17 protein-coding genes and 3 pseudogenes are annotated in these 21,191 nt (G+C 69.2%); 9 read left to right on the top strand and 11 right to left on the bottom strand.

Translation table 11 applies throughout. The features are described from left to right. Positions 1-79: 79 nt before the first annotated feature. Positions 80-979, bottom strand: a complete 900-nt coding sequence (locus tag ACIPTO_RS29080; RefSeq protein WP_401196971.1) for a cupin domain-containing protein — start codon at positions 977-979, stop codon at positions 80-82. Between the two features lie 81 nt (positions 980-1,060). Between ACIPTO_RS29080 and ACIPTO_RS29075 the strand changes: the two genes are divergently transcribed. Next, entirely contained in the window at positions 1,061-1,909 is an 849-nt protein-coding gene (locus ACIPTO_RS29075) for an NAD(P)H-binding protein (protein WP_366320016.1), read from the top strand. A 267-nt stretch (positions 1,910-2,176) separates the two neighbouring features. Here the strand turns inward: ACIPTO_RS29075 and ACIPTO_RS29070 are convergent. Beyond that, positions 2,177-2,287, bottom strand: a pseudogene (locus tag ACIPTO_RS29070) (IS5/IS1182 family transposase); the annotation flags it as partial. A gap of 254 nt (positions 2,288-2,541) precedes the next feature. On the opposite strand from ACIPTO_RS29070, the pseudogene ACIPTO_RS29065 reads away from it, so the two are divergent. Both ACIPTO_RS29065 and ACIPTO_RS29060 read left to right on the top strand, forming a co-directional pair. Beyond that, a pseudogene (locus ACIPTO_RS29065) lies at positions 2,542-3,078 on the top strand (transposase); the annotation flags it as partial. 71 nt (positions 3,079-3,149) lie between these two features. Next, positions 3,150-3,290 (top strand): annotated as a pseudogene (locus tag ACIPTO_RS29060) (IS256 family transposase); the annotation flags it as partial. Here ACIPTO_RS29060 and ACIPTO_RS29055 read toward each other — a convergent pair. Both ACIPTO_RS29055 and ACIPTO_RS29050 read right to left on the bottom strand, forming a co-directional pair. Continuing rightward, entirely contained in the window at positions 3,254-4,297 is a 1,044-nt protein-coding gene (locus tag ACIPTO_RS29055; RefSeq protein ID WP_401197429.1) for an amylo-alpha-1,6-glucosidase, read from the bottom strand. The pseudogene ACIPTO_RS29060 and the gene ACIPTO_RS29055 overlap by 37 nt on opposite strands. A 728-nt stretch (positions 4,298-5,025) precedes the next feature. Beyond that, the gene (locus ACIPTO_RS29050; protein WP_401196968.1) at positions 5,026-6,846 is read right to left on the bottom strand and encodes a hypothetical protein; all 1,821 of its coding nucleotides are present in this window, start codon (positions 6,844-6,846) and stop codon (positions 5,026-5,028) included. Between the two features lie 272 nt (positions 6,847-7,118). Between ACIPTO_RS29050 and ACIPTO_RS29045 the strand changes: the two genes are divergently transcribed. From ACIPTO_RS29045 to ACIPTO_RS29025, 5 genes are all read left to right on the top strand, one after another. After that, a complete protein-coding gene (locus ACIPTO_RS29045; protein WP_401196966.1) occupies positions 7,119-8,456 on the top strand; it encodes an ABC transporter substrate-binding protein in 1,338 nt (445 codons plus the stop codon). Between the two features lie 13 nt (positions 8,457-8,469). After that, entirely contained in the window at positions 8,470-9,432 is a 963-nt protein-coding gene (locus tag ACIPTO_RS29040; protein ID WP_401196963.1) for a carbohydrate ABC transporter permease, read from the top strand. After that, the gene (locus ACIPTO_RS29035) at positions 9,429-10,295 is read left to right on the top strand and encodes a carbohydrate ABC transporter permease (RefSeq protein ID WP_401196961.1); all 867 of its coding nucleotides are present in this window, start codon (positions 9,429-9,431) and stop codon (positions 10,293-10,295) included. Before ACIPTO_RS29040 ends, ACIPTO_RS29035 begins: the two co-directional genes overlap by 4 nt. Before the next feature lie 63 nt (positions 10,296-10,358). Then, positions 10,359-11,417, top strand: a complete 1,059-nt coding sequence (locus tag ACIPTO_RS29030) for a LacI family DNA-binding transcriptional regulator (RefSeq protein ID WP_401196958.1) — start codon at positions 10,359-10,361, stop codon at positions 11,415-11,417. A 39-nt stretch (positions 11,418-11,456) separates the two neighbouring features. Next, positions 11,457-11,846 (top strand): transposase domain-containing protein, encoded by a 390-nt coding sequence (locus tag ACIPTO_RS29025; protein WP_401196956.1) that lies wholly within the window; start codon positions 11,457-11,459, stop codon positions 11,844-11,846. On the opposite strand, the gene tkt is transcribed toward ACIPTO_RS29025, so the two are convergent. The 7 genes from tkt to ACIPTO_RS28990 form a co-directional block, all read right to left on the bottom strand. Next, entirely contained in the window at positions 11,791-13,869 is a 2,079-nt protein-coding gene (gene tkt, locus ACIPTO_RS29020; protein WP_401196953.1) for a transketolase, read from the bottom strand. The two genes, ACIPTO_RS29025 and tkt, sit on opposite strands and share 56 nt — an antisense overlap. A gap of 146 nt (positions 13,870-14,015) precedes the next feature. Next, on the bottom strand, positions 14,016-14,891 hold the full coding sequence (locus ACIPTO_RS29015) for a phosphogluconate dehydrogenase C-terminal domain-containing protein (protein WP_366320034.1): 876 nt from the start codon (positions 14,889-14,891) through the stop codon (positions 14,016-14,018). Next, positions 14,891-15,697 (bottom strand): sugar phosphate isomerase/epimerase family protein, encoded by an 807-nt coding sequence (locus ACIPTO_RS29010; protein WP_401196951.1) that lies wholly within the window; start codon positions 15,695-15,697, stop codon positions 14,891-14,893. The genes ACIPTO_RS29015 and ACIPTO_RS29010 overlap by 1 nt, the downstream gene beginning before the upstream one ends. Next, positions 15,697-16,470 (bottom strand): triose-phosphate isomerase family protein, encoded by a 774-nt coding sequence (locus ACIPTO_RS29005; protein WP_401196948.1) that lies wholly within the window; start codon positions 16,468-16,470, stop codon positions 15,697-15,699. The genes ACIPTO_RS29010 and ACIPTO_RS29005 overlap by 1 nt, the downstream gene beginning before the upstream one ends. Continuing rightward, the gene (locus ACIPTO_RS29000) at positions 16,470-16,952 is read right to left on the bottom strand and encodes a ribose-5-phosphate isomerase (protein WP_401196945.1); all 483 of its coding nucleotides are present in this window, start codon (positions 16,950-16,952) and stop codon (positions 16,470-16,472) included. Before ACIPTO_RS29000 ends, ACIPTO_RS29005 begins: the two co-directional genes overlap by 1 nt. Positions 16,953-16,964: 12 nt before the next feature. Beyond that, positions 16,965-18,698, bottom strand: coding sequence for a dihydroxyacetone kinase family protein (locus tag ACIPTO_RS28995; RefSeq protein ID WP_401196942.1), 1,734 nt, complete (start codon positions 18,696-18,698; stop codon positions 16,965-16,967). Beyond that, positions 18,695-20,062 (bottom strand): MFS transporter, encoded by a 1,368-nt coding sequence (locus ACIPTO_RS28990; RefSeq protein WP_401196939.1) that lies wholly within the window; start codon positions 20,060-20,062, stop codon positions 18,695-18,697. The genes ACIPTO_RS28995 and ACIPTO_RS28990 overlap by 4 nt, the downstream gene beginning before the upstream one ends. A gap of 237 nt (positions 20,063-20,299) precedes the next feature. Here ACIPTO_RS28990 and ACIPTO_RS28985 point away from each other — a divergent pair, with 237 nt between their 5' ends. Then, positions 20,300-21,049, top strand: coding sequence for a FadR/GntR family transcriptional regulator (locus ACIPTO_RS28985; RefSeq protein ID WP_366320046.1), 750 nt, complete (start codon positions 20,300-20,302; stop codon positions 21,047-21,049). Positions 21,050-21,191 lie beyond the last annotated feature (142 nt).

Below are 21,191 nucleotides of genomic sequence, written 5' to 3'. Positions count from 1 at the left end.
GAATATCTCGCCCGCGCAGCGCACGGAGTGTGCCCCCGGGTGTCGGGACAGGCACCCATGCCCGGATACCTGGAACCGTTCATACGGTTCCGCGGCGTGCGGTGCGCCACCGGCCCGGCGGCAGGCCGTGGCTGCGGCGGAAGGCGGTGGAGAACGCGAACTCGTTGCCGTAGCCGACGCTCGTCGCTACCGCCGACACGGTGGCGTCGGTACGCAGCAGCGCGTCCTCGGCGTGTCCCATCCGCAGCTCGGTCAGGTATCTGGCCGGACTCTGGCCGACCACGTCCTTGAACGTGGCGGCGAATCCTGAGCGGGACATGGCCGCCGTCTGCGCCATCGACTCCAGTGTCCAGGCGTGCTGCGGCCGTTCGTGGACGGCCTGGATCAGGCGGGCGAGCCCGGGATGATCCAACCCCCGGTACCAGCCCGGCGCACGCCGCTCGTCCTGCTGCCACCACGCGCGCAGGGCGTACACCAGGTTGAGGTCCAGCAACCGGTCGAGCAGCACCTGCTGCCCCAGGCCGTCCGACGCCGCTTCGCGGGCCAGCAGGCTGATCGCGTCGCGGTGCCGTGCGCTCTGCGAGGCCGCCCCGATCAGGACGAACCGGGGCAGCGAGCCCAACAGCGCCTCGCCCACGCTTCCCTCGACCATGTGCGCCCCGCACAGGATCCGTGCCCCCGGCGACCCACCGGGATCATCTCCGCGGCGGCGCGCATCGGCGATCGGCTCACCAGCCACACCGGGATCGCTGACCAACCGGTACGGATCTCCCTCGGTGGCGAGAACCACGTCTCCCGCCGCGAGCGCGACCGGCTCCTCGCCTTCGGCGTCCAGCCATCCGCTTCCCTCCAGGAGGACGTGCGCGGTCAGCGGGCGATTCCCACGGAACCTCAGTCCCCAGGGGGCGGTCCGGCGCAGGGTGGAGAACACCGCGCCTCGCGCCTGGGCGCGAGCCAGTTGGTCACTGAGAACATCCACTCCGCCAGGCTAGACGTATACGAATACTTTCTGGCTGATCACTCATCCTTCTGCCGGACACGGTTCCCTACTGTGGACGGCATGGCACAGATACTTGTTCTCGGTGGGAACGGCAAAGTCGGTCGTCGCCTGATCGGTGCGCTGCGCGAACACGGCCACCAGGGAGTGGCGGCGAGCCGCAGTTCGGCGCTCCGTTTTGACTGGCGCGACACCTCCACGTGGAAAGCCGCGATCGGGTCCGCGGACGGGGTGTTCGTGGTCGGGCCCGGCTCCGCGCACGACTGGAGCGGTCTGCTGAGCGCATTCCTGCACCGCGCGGCGGAAGCGGGGGTGCGGCACGCGGTGCTGCTGTCGGCGCGCGGGGTGGAGTTCCTGCCCGGCGGCGCGGTGGACCTCGCTGAGCGGGCGCTGACCGCGGGCCCGGTGCCCTGGACGGTGCTGCGGCCCTCGCACTTCGCGCAGAACTTCACCGAGGCGATGTTCGCTCCCGTCGACGGTGTGATCACTGCCCCGGTGGGTGACGCGGCCGAACCGTTCGTCGACGTCCAGGACGTCGCCGAGGTCGCCGCGCGGATCCTGGCCCGCGGCACGCACGTCTCGGAGCGGATAGCTCTGTCCGGTCCGGCCGCTCTCACGTTCCGGCAGGCGGCCGGAGTGCTCGCAGCGGCTTCCGGGACCGCGGTGCGGTTCCGGAGCGAGGACCCGTCCGCGCACGCGGCCCGGCTGACGGAGGCGGGGACCCCGCCGGGCTACGTCGAGTGGCGCATGGCGATGCTGGAGGGCATCCGCACAGGCGCCGACGCCTATCTCTCGCAGGGGGTCGAGGAGGTCCTCGGCCGGCCGGCCACTGCTTTCGCGGACTGGGCGGCACGAGAGGTGCCCCACTCGGCTTTCGCCACAGCCGCCGCGGCACAGGACCGCCCGCACTGACGCCCTATGGCAGTGGCCGAGATCTCGACGAGTGGTCCGCCGGGCGAGTGGGGTAGGCACGGGCCGTGGTATCGGGCGTCCGGTACGACGAGGATGTTCGGGGTCCCCTCCTGCCACTCGCCGGCAGTGACGAGCCGCTCGATGATCCCACGGATCCGGACGGTGGCACCGCGGCGACCTCGGGTGCTGGTGCTGGTGCTGACCACAGGCTTCGCCGACGCTCCGGGCCAACCGGCAGTCCTGACCTCGGCCAGCAGATCCGCAGTCACCCCCACCTCTGCAGGCCATGTCGGCGAGGGCCGGGACGTCCTGGCGCGCGCGGATCCGAAGGATCTTGTGGATGCGGGCGGCCGTCAGATCGTGGGTCCGTCCAGGCACCCCGCGTTGCCTGCTCGACGAGCAGATCGGTCGTCGGGTTCCTCGATGATCCAACTCGAACGCGATGGCATGGACATCGTCTCGCTGAGCTTGGATCCCTCTTGGACAACTGTCACCGACATTGAAGTTGTGGACGGACGCGATCTCGGCCCAAACGCCCAGCGATCTGGTTGACCACGTCACGTCCGCTGTCCGCCGAACGCCCAAGTGGCCCGGGCTGGTCGCATGATGGCCTCGAACGCTGGCCCGGACTTGTCGAGGACGCGCTCGGCAAGCAGACGCTCGCCCTTCTCGGACAGCTCACGGCCGCCGACACCGCCGCCGCCGGCCTCGCCCAGACTGTCGAGGAGGCGTTCCCGCAGCACCCGGACTCCGAAATCATCCTCGGCTTCCCCGGGTTCGACATCCAGCTCGCCGCCCGAGTGCTGGCCGAGATCGGAGACGACCGCACCCGCTTCGCGAACGCCCGCGGCCTGAAGGCCTACGCGCGCGCCTCACCCGTCACCCGCGCCTCCGGCAAGGAGTCCAGCATCATCAGACAATGGGTGAAGAACAACCGGCTCAACCACGCCGGCTACCTCTGGGCGTTCTCAGTGATGACTGCCTCGCCCGGTGCCAAAGCCCACTACCGGCGGCGACGTGACAACCACGGAGACCGGCACGCCGCTGGCCAGCGCAACCTCTTCAACCGGATGCTGGGCCAGCTCCACCACTGCCTCAAGGACCGCCGCCTGTTCGATGAGCACACCGTGTTCCCGGCGCTGCAGGCCCCGGCACTGGCGGTGGCGTAGGCGATCCCGCTCACGACTCACCGCCCCCCGGAGGCCACTCCGCAGCGTGCTTGAATCGCCGGATGATCGACTGGGCCGACGTCGTCCAGGTCTTCCCCAACCCCGCCGCCCCCGACCGGCTCGCCGCCGCGGTCCTGGCCGAACTCCACGACGAGTGGCAGGTCTTCGGCCGCCGCTACCTCTCCGAAGCCTCCATGGCCGAACTCGTCACCACCAAGCCGACCGAACCCGAACCGCAGATCACCCCACAAGCGGATCGCCTCTCGGCGCGCTCGGTGACCATCGACAGGTAGACCGAGGCGGTCCAGGTCATGCTGCGGTCACGCAGTCCGGCTCCGGTCATCGCGTCGAAATTCTCGGCCATGCCTGCTCCCCCACAGGTCGCCATGAACCGGGACTCGATGTCTTCGGCGATTTCGGGACGCCCGCTGCGGCGCAGTCCGTCGGCGAGGAGCATGGTGGAGGGTGCCCAGATGGGACCGCGCCAGTAGCCGTCGGACTCGTAGTGAGGGCTCGTGGGTGGTTCGGTGGCAGGGCCGTGGGGGGTGAGGTAGCCGCCGTCGAGGAGGCGCTGCACGGTCGTGTCGGACACGTCTCGCGGAAGGAGTTCCCCGAGGACGAGGGGCATGAAGGTCAGTAGGCTCTGCGAGTCGATCGTCCCACCCGTCAGTGTGTCCCGGGCGACGAACCGGTCTCCGGCCCAGAATGCCTCGCAGAGGGTACGGACCGTGTTGTGGGCCCGTGTCGTCCACGCGGTCGCGTCGTCGTGGCGGCCGAGGCGCCGGGCAATCCGCGCGAGAGTCTGCATTTGCAGTACCAGGAAGGCCAGCAGGTCGGGACTCTGTACGGGTACGTCTGCACCGAACGTGGTGGCGTTGTCCCATCCGGAGTCGTTGCCGTGGTTGTAGGAGGGGATGCCGTCGTCGCCGTAGACGCGGTGTGCGAACCACCATTCCGTCCAACGTCGCAGGGGCACGTACAGTGCGGCGATCGTGTCGTCGGTAAGGCCGCCCAGGTCGATGAGTCGGTTGATCGACCATCCGTGGATGGGCGGTTTGACGAAGTTGCGCTCGACGCCGGCGTCGTTGACGTAGTCCGGGAGGCAGCCGTGTTCGTCCTGGTGGTCGAAGACGGCGAAGAGCTGGTCGGCCGCGGCCTGCGGATCACGCCACAGTGCCATCGCGTTGAAGCAGTGGTCCCAGCTCCACACGTTGGTCATACGGTTCTTGGACATGAGCATGGACTCGCGGCGCAGGGCACCTCCCGGGGGGACGATGGCCGCCCAGGTGACGAAGGCGGCCAGACGGACGGTGTCCCCGATCGCGGGATCGTTGCGTTCGTCGCCACCGTGGGTGCTGCACCACGCGTCGAAGTCGGCCTGGGCGAGGGTTGCGAGGGTGTCGGGGCTGTCCAGGGGGTCGGTGGGTACGGCGCTGCCGTATTCGTCGACGACAACCGTCGCCATACCCTCGTGTGCCGCGATGCGCAGGCGTGCTTCGATGTTGCGGACGCCGTCCCAGCGGGCGTCGAAGCGGGTGGTGCCGCCGAGGACGCGGACGCGGTAATTGCGGTTGGCGCCGCTGTCGATGAAACGCCAGGTGTCCTGATTCTCCCGGAGGACGACGTCGTACTGCGAGGTCGCTCGGAAGTCGAGGGTGAGGGCTCCGCCGTAGACCGTCAGGTAGGCGCGTCCGGGACCGTCGAGGACCGCTTCGACGCGGGTCGTGCCGTGCTGGAGGGTCAGCATCCCGGCGGTGGTCCGGGACTGGGCTTCGGTGCCGCCGTCCAGGAGGAGCCGGACGATCTCGCGGTGTCGGGCGTCGCCGCGCACGGTGCGCAGGTAGACGCCGTGGTCGTGCAGGTCGGTGACGCGCGAGAGGGCGAAGTAGGAGCCCCGGCGGCTGAACGGGGTGGTACTGAGGTCGATGCCGAGCAGGGATGCGGTGCTCATGCCTGGTCCTCCACTCCTGGGCCTGCCGTGTCCGGCAGGGTGATGCGGACCGACCGGCCCGGTGCGAGTACGACGGTGCGCGAAGCGTCGGCATGTCGTGTATCGGTGTCGCTGAGAGCGGAGAGGTCCAGCTCGAACGACCGTGTGCGCGCGGCGTCGTTGACGAGTTCGAAGGCATCCTGGGTGATGCTGTAGGTGATTTCGTAGGCGCTCTGTCCCAGCCGTACGGTGCCGGAGTCGACGACCCGGGGTGCGATGAGCAGGTCCGCGGTGAGGGACGGACGGACCCCCAGGTATTCGGTGATCAGGACCCAGGCATAGACGCACGGATACTCGTAATAGTGGGCGGCGCCATGCCAGTTGGAACCATCCGTGTAGTACACGTGGTTCATGTCGTACCGCTCGCCCATGACGTAGTCGTCGGCGGCGCCTTGTGCGGCGACGGTTTCGAGTTGTTGCCGGAGAATCGCCCCGTTGCGGCGCCAGGACCAGAACGCGGCGTCCCAGCACCAGTATCTGCCCGCTGCGCACAGGTCGTAGGGGCCGCCGTCGCCGATCTCGTCGTCGGTGTAGTCCTGTACGCGGGCGGCGAGGAAGGTCGGGAAACGCTGGAACTCGTCCAGCTCGCGGTCGACGAGCGCCAGGACGTGCTCGGTCTGCGCGCGGTCGGTGTGTCCGAACAGGGCTGGGAGCACGTTGGCAAGCAGGTGTACGTGGTCGTGCACGTTGCCGGAGCGGTCGACCCAGTCCACGAAGCGGTGGGTGGCGTCGTCCCAGCAGCCGATGGGGACGGGTTCCCGGACAGCGGCCGCGAGGAGACTTGCCGTCTCTCGGTAGGAGCGTGCCTGTTCACTGCGGCCGAGCACGTCCTCGAGCGCGGCCAGGAGTTCGAAGGAGTTGGCGGCGAGCGAGGCCGCCATGGTCTCCCGGCCGTCCTTGATGACCTGGTCCTCGTAGTACACGTCGGACCACAGGCGCCCACGGCGGTCCATGCAGTCGGCGACGCACGACGACGCGCCTTCCAGGTCCTCGATGCGCTCCCGTAGCCAGTCGGTGTCCTTCGTGCGGGCGAAGTAGAGCCAGGCGGACTCGATGATCTCGATGTTGCCGGTCACCAGGAACATGACGGCGTTCTGGGAGTTGTCGAGGCTGTTCCTGCGTACGTGGTACTCCCGGTCGCCATCCGGTTGTACGGCGCAGGGTGCGCGCCACAGCTGCTGGGGATCCTCGCGCATCAGGCGCAGTTGGAGGTCGAGCATTCGCCGTACCACGTCCTGGTCGGTGCGGCTGCCCCAGGCCATCCGTCCCTTGATCTGGAACTCGTGGTCGACGTCCGGGTAGGTGCCGACGTACTTGTCGGCAAGGGTGCTGATCACGTATCCGTCGCGGTCCGGGTAGTCGGCGGCGATGGTCCGTTCGACGACACAGGGCAGGATCGTGCCCCAGTAGAAGCCGGCGAGGGCGTCGGCCAGCGAGTCGCCGCCCGGCAGGCCGATGGTGAACTCCGCCCCGTCGACGTCGGCGTGCGGGCGGGCACGGTGGGCGACGAGCGCGGCCGAGTCGGCGTGGACGGTGACGGTGCGGCGTCCGCCGTCGGAGCGGAGCTCGATCTTGCCGGCGGCGGCGATGTGCCACGCGTACTCATCCGTGCCGGACTTCCGGGGAAGCAGCCAGCAGGCGCCGCTGCCGGTGAGGACGACGGGTGTGGAGCCGTCGTCGGGCAGGAGGTGCCGCTCGCCGGTCTCGGTGGCGAGCAGGACAGTGGGGCCGGCCGACGCCTCGAAGCTGATGCCGGCATGTCTGTCCCTGGCCTTCACCGTCCAGCCACGTTCGTCGAGCCGTGTTGATGTCCCGTCTGTGGGCAATGCGCGCTGTGGGGCAATGAATGGCATCGGTGTCGTGACTTCCTTCATGCGGTGGCGTCCCGCTCGACGTGACGGTTGCTGAAGTCGCCAGATCGCTGGCGTGACCAAGTATGCAAATCCGAGTTGGAAGTTTGCAACACCTTCTTGCAAGACGTCGGTAAGTCGGGTCATGATGGCGCCCACCAAGCCGAGTGCTGCATCTCGATCGAGGAGGATCGACCGCCATGACCACTTCGCCGCGTCCCCACAGGCGCGCCCAGGTCGGCGCATTCACCGCAGTCACCACCCTTGCCGCCGGTCTTCTGTCCGGCTGCTCCATGGCGTCCTCGGACACTTCCGGAGGCAAGGACACACTCACCGCCTGGGCGTGGGGATCACCCGCGACCGGCCTGAAGGCCACCGCCGCGGCCTTCGAGAAGTCCCACCCGGGTGTCACCGTCACAGTGCAGGACGTCGGCAACCCGGCCATCTGGGACAAGATCACCGCTGGTATGGCAGCCGGCGGCCAGGGTCTGCCCGATGTCATGGACATCGGCGGCGACTACATGAACAACTACCTCGAGACGTTCCCGGACGGCTTCGCCGACCTCGGCGGCATGGGCGCCGGCTCGCTGGCCAAGGACTTCCCCAGCGGCCTGTGGAAGGGCGGGCAGAACGTCAAGGGGGAGCAGTACGGCATGCCCTTCGAGGTCAACACCAACCTCCTGTACTACCGCACCGACCTCTTCAAGAGGGCCGACGTCGACATCGACTCGATCAGTACCTGGGACCAGATGCTGGCCGCCGGAGTGAAGATCAAGAAGGCCACCGGCGCCAACCTCTTCGCCGTCGACAAGGCCGCCTCGCAAGCCGACTCGGCGAACCTCTTCCAGATGCTCGCCCGCCTGGAAGGCACCTTCTTCTTCAACGGCAAGGGCGAGATCTCACTGAACGACAAGGGAAGCGTCAAGGCGCTGACCTTCCTCAAGCAGGCCAACGACAAGGGACTCGTCACCGACATCCCGCAGAGCCAGGGCACCACGTCCCAGATGAAGGGCCAGTCCCCGGTCGCGATCATGCCCGGGGCCTCGTGGATGGTCGGCAGCTTCGACAGCACCGCCCCCGAGATGAAGGGCAAGTGGGGCGTGCGCATGTCGCCCGCCATGACGAAGGGCAGCTACACCGCGTCCTCCGCGGGCGGCACCTACCTCACCGTCGCCAAGTCGAGCAAGAAGCAGAAGCTCGCCTACGAGTACGTCAAGTACAGCATGGCCACTCTCGCCGGACAGAAGGTCATCACCAAGGCCGACGGACTCTTCCCGAGCTACGAACCGATGTGGGACACCGCCGAGTTCAAACAGTCGAACCCCTACTTCGGCTTCAACACCAACCAGCTCGTCATCAAGGCGCTCAGCCAGGACACGCCCCCAGACCACTACACCAAGGACTATCCCAAGGCGTTGAAGGTCTACACCGACGCGCAGACCCAGGTCTTGGTGAAGGGAGCCGACCCACGGTCGGCCCTCGACCGCGCGGCGAAGCTGCTCGCCGACCAGACCGGTCGCAAGACCGTGAAGGACTGACCGACGAGGAACCATGTCCGACACCATGAAATCCCGTCTCCGGCCACCGGCTCGGGGAGCCGTCCACCCCGCCCTGCCCGGCACCCCGCCGACCCGCCGACGCTCCTCCCGCGCGGTCCTGCGCCAACGCGCGACACCGTTCGTGTTCCTGGCACCCGTGATCGTGCTGTTCCTGGGCTTCAAGGTCTATCCGGTCTTCTACGCCCTGGCTCTCAGCTTCACGCAGAACGTCGGCGGAGTCACCAGGTTCGTCGGCGGCGCGAACTACGGACGCCTCCTGGATGATCCGCTGTTCTGGACGGCTCTGCGCAACACGTTGGAAATCCTGGTCATCCAGGTACCCCTGATGCTCGGCCTTGCGATCGTGCTCGCCGTCGCCCTCAACTCCAGGCTCCTGAAGTGGCGTTCGTTCTTCCGGGTCGCCTACTTCGTCCCGATCGTCATGGGCCTGGTCGCCTACGGCATCCTCTTCTCCGCGCTCCTGAACTACCAGAACGGATTCATCAACTATCTGCTCACGTCGGTCGGGTTGCCGCGCATCCCGTGGCTGACGGACCCCTTCTGGGCCAAGGCATCGATCATCATGGCGATGACCTGGCACTACACCGGCCAGAGCACCGTCATGTACCTTGCCCAACTCCAGTCGATCCCGAACGAGTTGTACGAAGCCGCGCAGATGGACGGTGCGAACCGGCGCCAGCAGTTCTGGCACGTCACCATCCCGGGCCTACGGCCCGCGATCCTGCTCACCGTCGTACTGTCGACGATCGGCACCCTCCAGCTCTTCGACGAGCCCTACGTCCTCACCGGCGGCGGCCCGGACAACGCCACCCTCACCATCGGCATGTACCTCTACAACAGCGCGTTCAAGAACTTCGACTTCGGATACGCCTCCGCGATCGGCTACGTCCTGGCCCTCATCGTCACCGCGGTCTCCGTCATCCAGATGCTCGTCCTGAGGAGGCGCGCCCAGTGACCGTCACCCCCACGCATCTGCCGCGCGCACGACGCGAGTCCAGTTCCACGAGGTCGCTCAGTGCCGTCCTCACCGCATGCGTCGCCCTCGGTGCCGTACTGATGCTCGTCCCGTTCGCCTGGCTGATCGTCGCCTCGACACACTCCACGAGCGAGATCTTCTCCTCGCCGCCGGCACTTCTGCCCGGCGACCGCTTCTGGACGAACCTGTCCGGCCTGTTCACCAACCTCCAGTTCGGAGTGGCCCTCCGCAACTCCTTCATCGTGTCGGCCGTGTACACAGGGCTCGGCATGCTGGTGTGCAGCACCGCGGGGTACGCCTTCGCCAAGTTCCGCTTCCGGGGCCGCGACGCCATGTTCACCCTGATCATCGCGTCACTCGCGCTGCCCGGGCAGGTGACTCTCGTACCGCTGTTCAAGATGATGGTCGCGCTGGGCTGGCTCAACTCCTATCAGGGACTGATCCTGCCGAACCTCGCGCTTCCGTTCGGGATCTTCCTCATGCGTCAGGCGATGCAGTCCGTCCCCGACGAACTCATCCAGGCGGCACGCGTCGACGGCGCGGGCGAACTGCGCACTTTCTTCCAGATCGTCATCCCCACAATGCGGCCGGCCCTGGCAGCTCTCGCCATCTTCCTGTTCCTGGGACAGTGGAACGACTTCGTGTACCCGCTCATCGTGCAACGCACCCCGGAGGCCTACACCGTCCCGGTCTCCCTGGCGACACTGCACGGCGTGCAGTCCACGGACTACGGGCAGTTGCTCACCGGCACACTGATCTCCGTCGTACCCGTCCTGGTGCTGTTCCTGTTCCTCCAGCGGCACTTCGTCGCAGGTCTTCTGGCGGGCTCCGTGAAACAGTGAACACTCCTGCCGACAATCGGCATGACGGACCATCACGTACTTGCTCCGCCCGGAAGGTTTGAGATGACGACAGGAACCGGCAGCGAACCGCCCAAGGCACGGAAGGGCACCCGCGCGGCCATCGGCTCCACGACGCTCGCGCAGGTCGCGCAGCTCGCCGACGTCAGCGAAGCCACTGTGAGTCGCGTCATAAACCGCAAGTACGGCGTCGCGCCGGCCACCCGGCAGGCGGTGGAAGAAGCCCTGAAGCAGATCAACTACGAGCGGCCCCTCGACAACCGGCTCGTCGTCATGCTCACCCCGAACCTGAAGAACCCGATCTTCGCCCTTCAGGGCGAACGCATCGAGAACGAGCTCAACCCCTACGGGCTGACAACCATCATCTGCCCCGTCTACCCGGGCACTCCGCGCGAGCGTGACTACGTCGAGTCCCTCGTCGACGCGGGTGTCGCGGCGATCGTCTTCCTGTCGTCGAGCAACACCCTGCGCGACGAGGACCACCGCGTCGTGCAGTTCGTCGAATCCCGGGGCATCCCCTACGTCAGCATCAACGGCGGCTTCCCCGAGTACGAGGCCCCGGTCGTCTCGACGGACGACTGGCGCGCCGCCGAACTGGCCGTCGGCCATCTCTGGGACCTTGGGCACCGCAGGATCGGCCTGCTCGCCGGGCCGACCGGCAACCTGCCCGCCGACCGACGGGTCGAGGGATTCCTCCAAGCGCTGCGCCGCCGTGGCGTCGACAGCCCCGAACACTTCGTCGTCCGCCAGTACTTCAACATCGAGGGTGGCCAACAGGCCGCCGCCACCCTGCTGGGCCACGAGGCGACCGGCCTCGTGGCATCCAGCGACGAGATGGCATTCGGTGCCTACCGTGCCGCGGAACGTCTGGGCCTGAGCGTTCCCAGGGACGTCTCGGTCGTCGGATACGACGACTCACCCGTGCTCGACTTCATCGGACCGCCCCTCACCACCGTCCGGCAGCCGATCGAGCGCATCGCGGAGAACGTGGCGCGCATCGTCACCTCGCTGATCTCGAAGCGGACCGCCGACAACGAGGAGATCCTCGTCGAGCCCGAACTGCGCCTACGAGGTTCCACGGCCCCCGCGCCCAGCGGCACCTAGAGGCAAGGCCGTTGCAATAGCTCGCGGGCGTAGGCTTCTGTGCAGTGCTCCCGGGGGCAGCGCAGACGCCTGCTGTCGGCCCAGCTGGTGGTGTACTTCATACTCGCCCTGGCACTGTTCTCGCCGGCGCCGTATCTGGAGGTGATGCGGCACCTGGTCGAGGGCTTGCGCGGTCAGAAGCTGTTTCTGGCGGGGGCTACGGCTGCTCGCGGTGGACGGCACCTACTGGGACGTGGCCGACAGTGCGGCCAACGAGGCCACCTTCGGCTACCCCGGAAACTGCCGTGGCCACGACAAGACCGCCGCCTCGTACGAAGCAGCGGTCAGTCTCGCGTCGTTCCTACTCTGGGCAAGATCCGTTTGAAGACGGAGCCTAGCCGATCTCCGCCAGCGACTCCCGCGCCTTCGCGGCCACGTTCTCGGCGGTGAAGCCGTACTCCTCGAAGAGCGCCGCGCCGTCCGCGGAGGCGCCGAAGTGTTCCAGGGAGACGACGCGGCCCGCGTCCCCGACGTACCTGTGCCAGGTCAGACCGATCCCGGCCTCGACCGCGACACGGGCGCGCACCGCCGGAGGGAGCACGCTGTCGCGGTACGCCTGGTCCTGCTCCTCGAACCACTCCACCGACGGCATCGACACCACCCGGGTCGCGATCCCCTCCGCCTCCAGCAACTCCCGCGCGGCGACGGCGAGACGCACCTCGGAGCCGGTCGCGAGGAGAACGACGTCAGGGGTGCTCCGCGAGGCCTCGACGCGGACGTAACCACCGCGCGCCGCCGCCGGGTCGGGCGCGTAGGTCGGCAGACCCTGACGGCTCAGGACGAGGCCGTGCGGGGCGCCCTCGCCGTAGGCCTTCGTGTGGCGCTTGAGGATCTCCGCCCAGGCGATGGCGGTCTCGTTGGCGTCGGCCGGGCGGACCACGTTCAGGCCCGGGACGGCACGCAGCGACGCCAGGTGTTCGACCGGCTGGTGCGTGGGTCCGTCCTCGCCGAGGCCGATGGAGTCATGTGTCCACACGTACGTCACCGGCAGGTGCATCAGCGCCGACATACGCACCGCGTTGCGCATGTAGTCCGAGAACACGAGGAACGTGCCGCCGTAGACACGGGTGTTGCCGTGCAGGGCGATGCCGTTCATCTCCGCGGCCATCGCGAACTCACGGATGCCGAAGTGGATCGTCCGGCCGTACGGGTCGGCCTCGGGCAGCGGGTTGCCGGTAGGCAGGAACGAACTGCCGCTGTCGATCGTCGTGTTGTTGGAGCCGGCGAGGTCGGCGGAGCCGCCCCACAGCTCGGGCACGACCGCGCCGAGCGCCTGGAGTACCTTGCCGGACGCGGCACGCGTCGCGATGGAGGAACCGGGCTCGAAGACGGGGACCGTCGACTCCCAGCCCTCGGGCAGCGCACCCGCGGCGATACGGTCGAACTCGGCCGCACGGGCCGGGTGTTCGGTCCGCCAGGCGGCGACCCGCTTGTCCCACGCGGCGCGCTCCACGGCCCCGCGCGCGATGGCGCCGCGCGTGTGGTCGATGACCTCGTCGGACACCTCGAACGTCTGCTCCGGGTCGAAGCCGAGGACCCGCTTGGTGGCCGCGATCTCCTCCTCGCCGAGCGCCGAGCCGTGGGCGGCCTCGGTGTTCTGCGCGTTCGGGGCGGGCCAGGCGATGATCGTCCGCAGGGCGATGAAGGACGGCTTGTCCGTCACCAGCTTCGCGGACTGAATCGCCGCGTACAGGGCGTGGACGTCGATGTCACCGTTCGCGGCGGGCGCCACGCGCTGGACGTGCCAGCCGTACGCTTCGTACCGCTTGGCGGTGTCCTCGGAGACGGCCGTCTCCGTGTCGCCCTCGATCGAGATGTGGTTGTCGTCCCACAGGAGGATGAGGTTGCCGAGCTCCTGGTGGCCGGCCATCGAGGACGCCTCCGCCGAGACGCCCTCCTGGAGACAGCCGTCACCCGCGATCACGTACACGAAGTGGTCGAAGGGCGACTCGCCCTGCGGGGCGTCCGGGTCGAACAGGCCGCGCTCGTAGCGGGCGGCCATCGCCATGCCCACCGCGTTGGCGACACCCTGCCCCAGCGGGCCGGTGGTCGTCTCCACACCCGCCGTGTGCCCGTACTCCGGGTGACCCGGCGTCTTCGAACCCGCCGTGCGGAACGCCTTGAGGTCGTCGAGCTGCAGGCCGAAGCCGGCCAGGTAGAGCTGCGTGTAGAGCGTCAGGGACGAGTGGCCCACGGACAACACGAACCGGTCGCGGCCGACCCACTCGGGGTCGGCGGGGTCGTGGCGCATCACCTTCTGGAAGAGGGTGTACGCGGCGGGCGCGAGGCTCATCGCCGTACCGGGATGGCCGTTTCCGACCTTCTGTACGGCATCGGCGGCCAGGATACGGGCGGTGTCCACGGCCCGCTGGTCCCGCTCGGTCCAGTCGAGGTCGGGGAGGTCGGCAGGCATGAGGGTCCTCAATCGAGATGCGGGGCAAGGGATGCGACGCGGGGTGCGGTGCGCGGGCAGAAAGGGGGCCCGTGCCGCCCATAGGGGTAGGCGGCACGGGCGGCTTCGGGGGCTCGCTCGGGTCGGCGGTCAGGCGGACCGCGAGGTCAGCGCCTGATCTCCTTGATCTTCAGCATGCGCGTGATGACCTTGTCGAGCTCGTCGTCCTCGAAGACCTTCTTCCAGTCGTCGCGGACGATCGACTCACGGCCGTAGTCCATGGCGATCAGGCAGGCGTCGGAGAACGGGTTGGACCCCTTGAGGGTGTTCGCGAGGGCGACTTGGGTGTGACCCAGCAGCATGGCGCGGGCGGCCTTCTCCGGGACGCCGACGGTGTGCACCGTCTCGTGCAGGGCCTCGGTGAGCAGGGCGCCCACCATGCAGGCGATGGTCTCGACGAGCGTCGGCTCCAGGACGGCGAGCTGCTTGACGGTGACCCAGTGGACGTCGACGACCGGCGCGTACATCACGCGGATGACGGAATCGGCGAGCTTCTGCTTGATCTCGTCGCCGCCCTCGTACGCGGCCACGACCTCCTGCGGGGCGGCGATGCCACCGAAGGTGTCCTGCCACTCCTCCTTCGTGGTGCGCTCCAGGAACACCGACGGGTGGCAGGGGTGGGCGCAGGCGTAGTGGATGTCCTCGCGCTCGAAGAGCAGACCGGCGTAGGCGGCGGCCGGGTCGAGGGTGAGGACGACCGTGCCGGGCTTCATCAGCGGGACGAGTTCCTCGGAGACCTTGCCGAGGACGACGTCCGGGACGGCGAGGATGACCACGTCGGCCTCGGCCGCGGCGGTGGTCGAGTCGGTCAGCTCGCGGCCCAGGTCGCGGATCAGCTCCTGGCCCTTGGGGGAGGCCTCGCTGAAGAGCACCCGGAAGTCGCTCTCGACCAGGTTGTTGGAGACGCGCTGGCCCATCTTGCCGGCGGCCCCGATGACGGCGACGGTCGTGGCGTCGGCCTGGGTCTGGATCTCGGTGGCCATTACTCGCTCCTCAGAAGGGTGTTGATGCTGTGCTGCGTCCACTGGTGTTCGAGCCGGGCGGTGACGTCGTAGCCCTCGTCCTGCCACGGGAGCCAGTGCTCCACGATCTGGTTGATCCGGCGGCCCGGGCGGGCCGCCGCGACGGCCGCGATCATGCCGTCGTAGTTCAGGAGGCCCTCGCCGAGCGGGGTGCCCGCGTAGGTGAATCCGACCCAGCCGTCACGGCGGCTGAACGCGAAGTCCTTGACGTGGATGTTGACCACGTGGGCCGCGGTGGCGGTGACGACGTCCACCGGGCGTTCCAGCCGGGCGACGCTGTTGCCGGGATCGAGGACGACACCGAGGCGGTCGCTGTCGACCCCGCGTACGACAGCGACGAGGTCGTCGGTGGCGACCTGCTCGTAGGTCTCCAGACCGAGGGTCACTCCGGCGTCCTCGTACCGGGGCACGCTCTCCTTGAGCAGAGCGGTCGCCTCGGCCGGATCCGGCCTGTGGCCGGGGACGTGGAGCATGGAGCGCACCAGGGTGACGCCCAACTCGCCCGCCATGTCGAGGTACTTGGCGAGGTGCTCGGTACGGATGCCGCGCGTGCCCAGTTCGAGTTCGAGACCGAGATCGTGCGCGGTGGCGCGGGCGTCGGCCAACTGGGCCCTGTCGTAGGCCTCGATGGGCGCGTAGTCGCAGATCTGGAAGACCTGGCCGCCGAGTTCGGCGGTGTCCGCGAGCATCTCGGTGAGGGTCATCGGCCGCGAGGCGCGGGCGGAGTGCCGCCAGAAGTAGGCGTAGGTGCTGATTCCGTACGCCATCACGCCACCGCCACCGGGGTGCGCAGTTCGTCGAGGATGGCCTCGACGTTGGCCGGGTCGTGTGCGAAACGGCCGAGGAAGAGGCCGCCCACGCTGCCACCGAGGCGGGTGAGCAGACCGGGGCCCGCGCTGCCGCCGTAGATGACGGTGGAACCCGTGTGCCGGGGCCGGGCGTCGAGCCAGTCGCGCAGGGCGGTGCAGACCGTGGAGATGTGCTCGGTGGAGGCCGGTTCGGGCGCGCCGATGGCCCACTGCGGCTCGTAGGCGAGGACGACGGGTCCTTCGAGGCCGGCGAGCAGCCGTTCGACCTCGGCGACCGTGCGGTCTGCGGCTTCCGGAGCGGTGCCGTGGTCGCGTTCGCCGACGCAGAGCACGGGGGTGAGTCCGTTGCGCAGGGCGGCGGCCGTCTTGGCGGCGACCACCGTGTCGCCCTCGCCGTACAGGCGGCGGCGCTCGGCGTGACCGACCTCGGCGTAACGGCAGCCGATCTCCTTGAGGACAGGTCCGCCGACCTCGCCCGTGTAGGGGCCGCTGTCCTCGGTGGCGAGGTCCTGGCCGCCGACGGCGATGCCGTACGGGCCGAGGATGCCGGCCGCGGGGACGATCGACGGGAACGCGGGCAGGACGAAGAGGCGGGCGGCGCCGGAGGTGACGGCCGGGTGCCGGTGGGCCAGGCCGGCGACCTTGCGGGCCCAGTTGAGGGTCTGGTGGTGGCCGAAGTACATCTTCAGGCTCACCCCCAGCAGAACGGGTGGCGAGGCGGGAGGGACCATCAGGCCGCCGCCTCGCCGTCGCCGGTCCGCTCGTAGTCCGCCATCAACTGGACCTTGGCGGCGGAGGCCGAGGTCTCGTCGAAGCGGTAGGTGAGCCACTCGGCGGCCAGCCGTCGGGCCAGCTCCAGGCCGACGACGCGCTGGCCGAAGGTGAGGACCTGGGCGTTGTTGGAGAGGACCGCGCGCTCCACGGAGAAGGAGTCGTGGGCGGTGACGGCGCGGATGCCCTTGACCTTGTTGGCGGCGATGGCTACGCCGAGGCCGGTGCCGCAGACCAGGAGGGCGCGGTCGGCCTCGCCGCGGGCGATCATCTCGGCGGCGGCGATGGCCACCTTCGGGTAGGCGGTGTGCCCGTCGGCGTCGACACCCACGTCGGTGACCTCGGCCACGAGCGCGTTGCCCAGCAGGTCCTGCTTGAGGGTTTCCTTGTACTGGTAGCCGGCGTCGTCGGAGCCGACGACGATACGGAGCTTGTCGGTCATGGTGGGGGGTCCTCAGTGGTTGTCGGTCAGCACGCCGTGGACGGCGCGGGTGATCAGTGCGAGCGAGTGGGCGCCGGCGTCCGGGGTGCCGAGGGACTTCTCGGCGTGCGGGCGGGCGCGGCCCTTGCGGGGCAGCAGGTCGGCGGTGGCGGCGGCCGACTCGGAGGCCGCGGTCGCGGCGCGGTCCCAGGCCACGGTGAGGGAGGAGCCGGCGGCGACGGAGGCGGCGAGGGCGTCGGCGAACGGGACCAGGACGTCGACCATGGTCTTGTCTCCGACCTCGGCGCCGCCGAGTCGCATCACCGCCTCCTTGGCACGTGTCACCCCTTCGGAGACACGGGCCGCGTCGGGCCCGACCTGGTCGCCGAGAGCGGTGCCGAGGGCGCGCAGGATCGTTCCCCACAGCGCGCCGGAGGTGCCGCCGGCCTTGTCGGCCCAGGCGTCCCCGGCCCGGGTCAGCAGGGTGCCGGCGCCGGCGCTGAGCGCGTGGGCGTCGGCGGCGGCCTGGCGGGCGGCGGTCGAGCCGCGCTGCATGCCGATGCCGTGGTCGCCGTCACCGGCGACGGCGTCGATCCGGCCGAGTTCCTCGGCATGGGTGTCGACGGTCGCCGCGACGGCTTCCAGCGCGGCGAGGGCGACGGCGGCGGACTCCCGGGACTCCGCCGAGGAGGCCGGGACGGCCAAGTCGTCGTGGGCGTCCTCGGTGGAGATCAGGGGGGCGGGCTCCTCGGGGGTGTCGAAGGCGCCTTTGCGGTAGGCGGGGGTGTCCGCCGGCGCGCGCCACAGGCTTTCGAGTTCCTCGTCGAGCCAGGTCAGGGTCAGCGAGATGCCGGCCATGTCGAAGCTGGTGACGAGTTCGCCGACCTCCGGGTCGACGATGTCCACGCCCACCTCGGTGAGCAGCTGGGACACCGTGCGGTAGACGACGAACAGTTCCTCGTACTTCACCGAGCCGAGCCCGTTGAGGACGACCGCCGCACGGCCGCCCTCGGGCGTGGCCACATCGGCCGGGAGTTCGGCGAGCAGCCTGGTGACGAGCAGGCGGGCGGCCTCGTCGGCGGTGGGCAGGCCCTCCTCGCCGATGCCGGGTTCGCCGTGGATGCCGAGCCCCACGGCCATCCGCGCCTCGGGCACGGTGAACAGGGGGTGGTCGGCGCCGGGCAGGGTGCAGCCGGAGAACGCGATGCCGAAGGAGCGGGTACGGGCGTTGGCGCGCTCGGCGACGGCGAGCACCTGCTCCAGGTCGGCACCCCGCTCGGCCGCGGCGGCCGCGGCCTTGAAGACCGGGAGGTCACCGGCTATCCCGCGCCGCTTGGCGGCTTCCTCGGGTCCCGCGCTGGAGATGTCGTCGGTGACGGCGAAGGTGCGCGCGGGCACGCCCTCGGAGGTGAGCCGTTCGGCGGCCTGGCCGAAGTGCAGGACGTCACCGGCGTAGTTGCCGTACATCAGCAGGACACCGGCGCCGCCGTGCGCGGCGCGGGCCACGAGGCGGATCTGCTGGGCGGAGGGCGAGGCGAAGACGTTGCCGACGGCGGCGCCGTGGGCGAGACCGCGGCCGACCAGTCCGGAGAAGGCCGGGTAGTGGCCCGAGCCGCCGCCGATGACCACGGCGACCTGGCCCGCCGGGGTGGCGCCGGCGCGGACGACGCCTCCGGTGACCGGTCGCACCCAGCGGCGGTGCGCCGCGGCGAAGCCCTCCAGGGCCTCGTCGGCGAAGGCCGTGGGGTCGTTGAACAGGCGAGTCATCGAACGGCCTCCGTGATCTGGGCGTCGGCTTCGGCGGTGGGCTCCTCGGCGCGGGTGCGGGACGAGAGCCAGACCATCAGCGCCGCGGACAGCAGCATGAAGAAGCCGACGAGGTAAAGCGGTACGTAGTAGGCGCCGGTCCAGTCCTTCAGCCAGCCGGTGATGTAGCTGGACGCGAAGCCGGCGACGTTGCCCGCGGTGTTGATGAGGGCGATACCGGCCGCCGCCGCGGCGCCGGTGAGGAAGCGGGAGGGGACCGACCAGAACACGGGCAGTGCGGCGAAGATCGAGCATGCGGTGACGGTGATCACGGCCACGGTCGCGGCGGGCGAGCCCATATAGAGGGCGAGCGGGATCGACAGGCCGCCGACGACGGCCGGTCCGGCCACGTGCCAGGTGCGGGTGCCGTGCTTGGTGGCGTGCCGGGTCCAGAAGAACAGGACGAACGCGGCGGGCAGGTACGGGATCGCCGTGATCCACGCCTTGTCCATCACGCTGAACGTGGTGTCGTACTGCTCCTGGAAGCCGTTGATGATCGTCGGCAGGAAGAAGGCCAGGGCGTACAGGCCGTAGACGAAGCCGAAGTAGACGAGGGCCAGCGTCCAGACGCGGCTGCTGGCGAAGGCGGCCTTGAGGTCGCCCTTGGCGTGCTTGGTCTCGTGGCCGGTCTTCTGGGCGTTCTCCGCGGCCAGTTCGTCGGTCAGCCAGTCGCGTTCGGCGGGGGTGAGCCACTTGGCGTCGGCGGGCTTGTCACTCAGGTAGAACCAGGCGACGACACCGAGGACGATCGCGGGCAGCGAGACGAAGAGGAACATCACCCGCCAGCCCTCGAGACCGAACAGTCCGTGGTGGCCGATGAGCCAGCCCGCGAGCGGGGCGCCGAGGACAGTGGTCAGCGGCTGGGCCAGGTAGAACAGGCCCAGGATCTTGGTGCGGTGCCGGGAGGGGACCCACTGGCTGAGGAACAGGATCGCGCCGGGGAAGAAGCCGGCTTCGGCGATGCCGAGCAGGAACCGCAGGGTGTACAGCTCCGTGCTGCTGCTGACCCAGGTGAACAGGAGCGAGACGATGCCCCACGTCACCATGATGCGGGCCAGCCAGCGGCGGGCGCCGAACCGGTGCAGTGCCATGTTGCTGGGGACTTCCAGCACGATGTAGCCGAGGAAGAAGATCCCGGAGGCGAAGCCGAACTGGGCCGCGGTGAGGGCGAGATCGCTCCCCATGCCGTTGGGTTCCGCGAACGAGACGGCGGTCCGGTCGAGGTAGTTGACGAAGAACATCAACGCCACGAACGGGACGAGGCGGACTGAGACCTTCTTGACGGCAGTTCTCTCGACTGCCGTGGTGGGCACTACGGCACCCATGGGCGACTCCTCGGCTCGCCCGGACAACGACGTCCGGGGGTGGGTCACACCGGCGGCACGCAACGGACGCGTCCCACCGGGTCGTTCCACACGCTACGTCTCCCGTTCAAATTGGTCACCAATTTACCAGTGTGGTGACCGTCATAGACCCGATGCCGTCCGAACTCTTGACAAACCCGACCCTTCGGATCGATGAACCAGCTGGTCGGCGCCATGGCGAGGGGATCTGGTTGACTGGTGACCGTGACCAGTCAGCCTGACCAGCAGTCCCCGGCACCGGATCTCGCGCAGCTTCTACGCCCGGTCGTGCGCGAGTCCTCGGTGAGCGAGGTCGCCAAGCGCCTCCTCGACCACCTCTCGGCCGGCGACATCCGCCCCGGGACCCGGCTGCCGGCCGAACGGCAGCTGGCCGAGGCGCTCGGCGTCGCCCGTTCCAGCGTGCGCGGGGCCCTGTCGGCGCTGGACGTCCTGGGCATCATCGAGATCCGCCCAGGCTCCGGCTCCTACGTCCGTGAGGGCACCTCGGAGTTCCTGCCCCGCGCGATCAACTGGGGCCTGATGCTCGGCCAGCGCCGCACCCAGGACATGGTCGAGGTGCGCACCCACATGGAGGGCGTCTCCGCCCGCCTCGCCGCCGAACGCGCCACCGACGCGGACGTCGCCCTGCTGGAGGGGCACCTGAGTCACATGCGGAAGGCCGGCGACGACGTCCAGGCCTTCATCGACGCCGACATCGCCTTCCACCTGGAATGCGCCCGCATCGCCCGCAACTCCGTCCTGAGCGACATCCTCCACAGCCTCCGGTCCCTGCTCCAGGTGTGGATGGAACGGGTCAGCGACCTGGCGGACACGGTCAGCGGCACCCTCTGCGAGCACGACGCCGTCCTCCAGGCCATCCGCGCCCGCGACCCGGAGGCCGCGGACCGCGCGATGGCGGAACACATGCGCATGGCGAGCGCACGGCTGCGGACGTCGATGGAGAACTGACGCGGACGACTCATATGGGCCGTGCGGCGTCGGTGTCACGGCCAGACGGTCGCCAGCGAGGCCGTCACGGCAGCGGCGAGGACGAGGGTCAAGGCCAAGGTCCGCACCACGCCGCGCTCGTCGACCGGGTGACCATCCGACG

It is taken from the genome of Streptomyces sp. NPDC090083 (assembly GCF_044747445.1).
Classification (GTDB): domain Bacteria; phylum Actinomycetota; class Actinomycetes; order Streptomycetales; family Streptomycetaceae; genus Streptomyces.
This window is presented reverse-complemented; position numbering and strand designations above follow the sequence as displayed.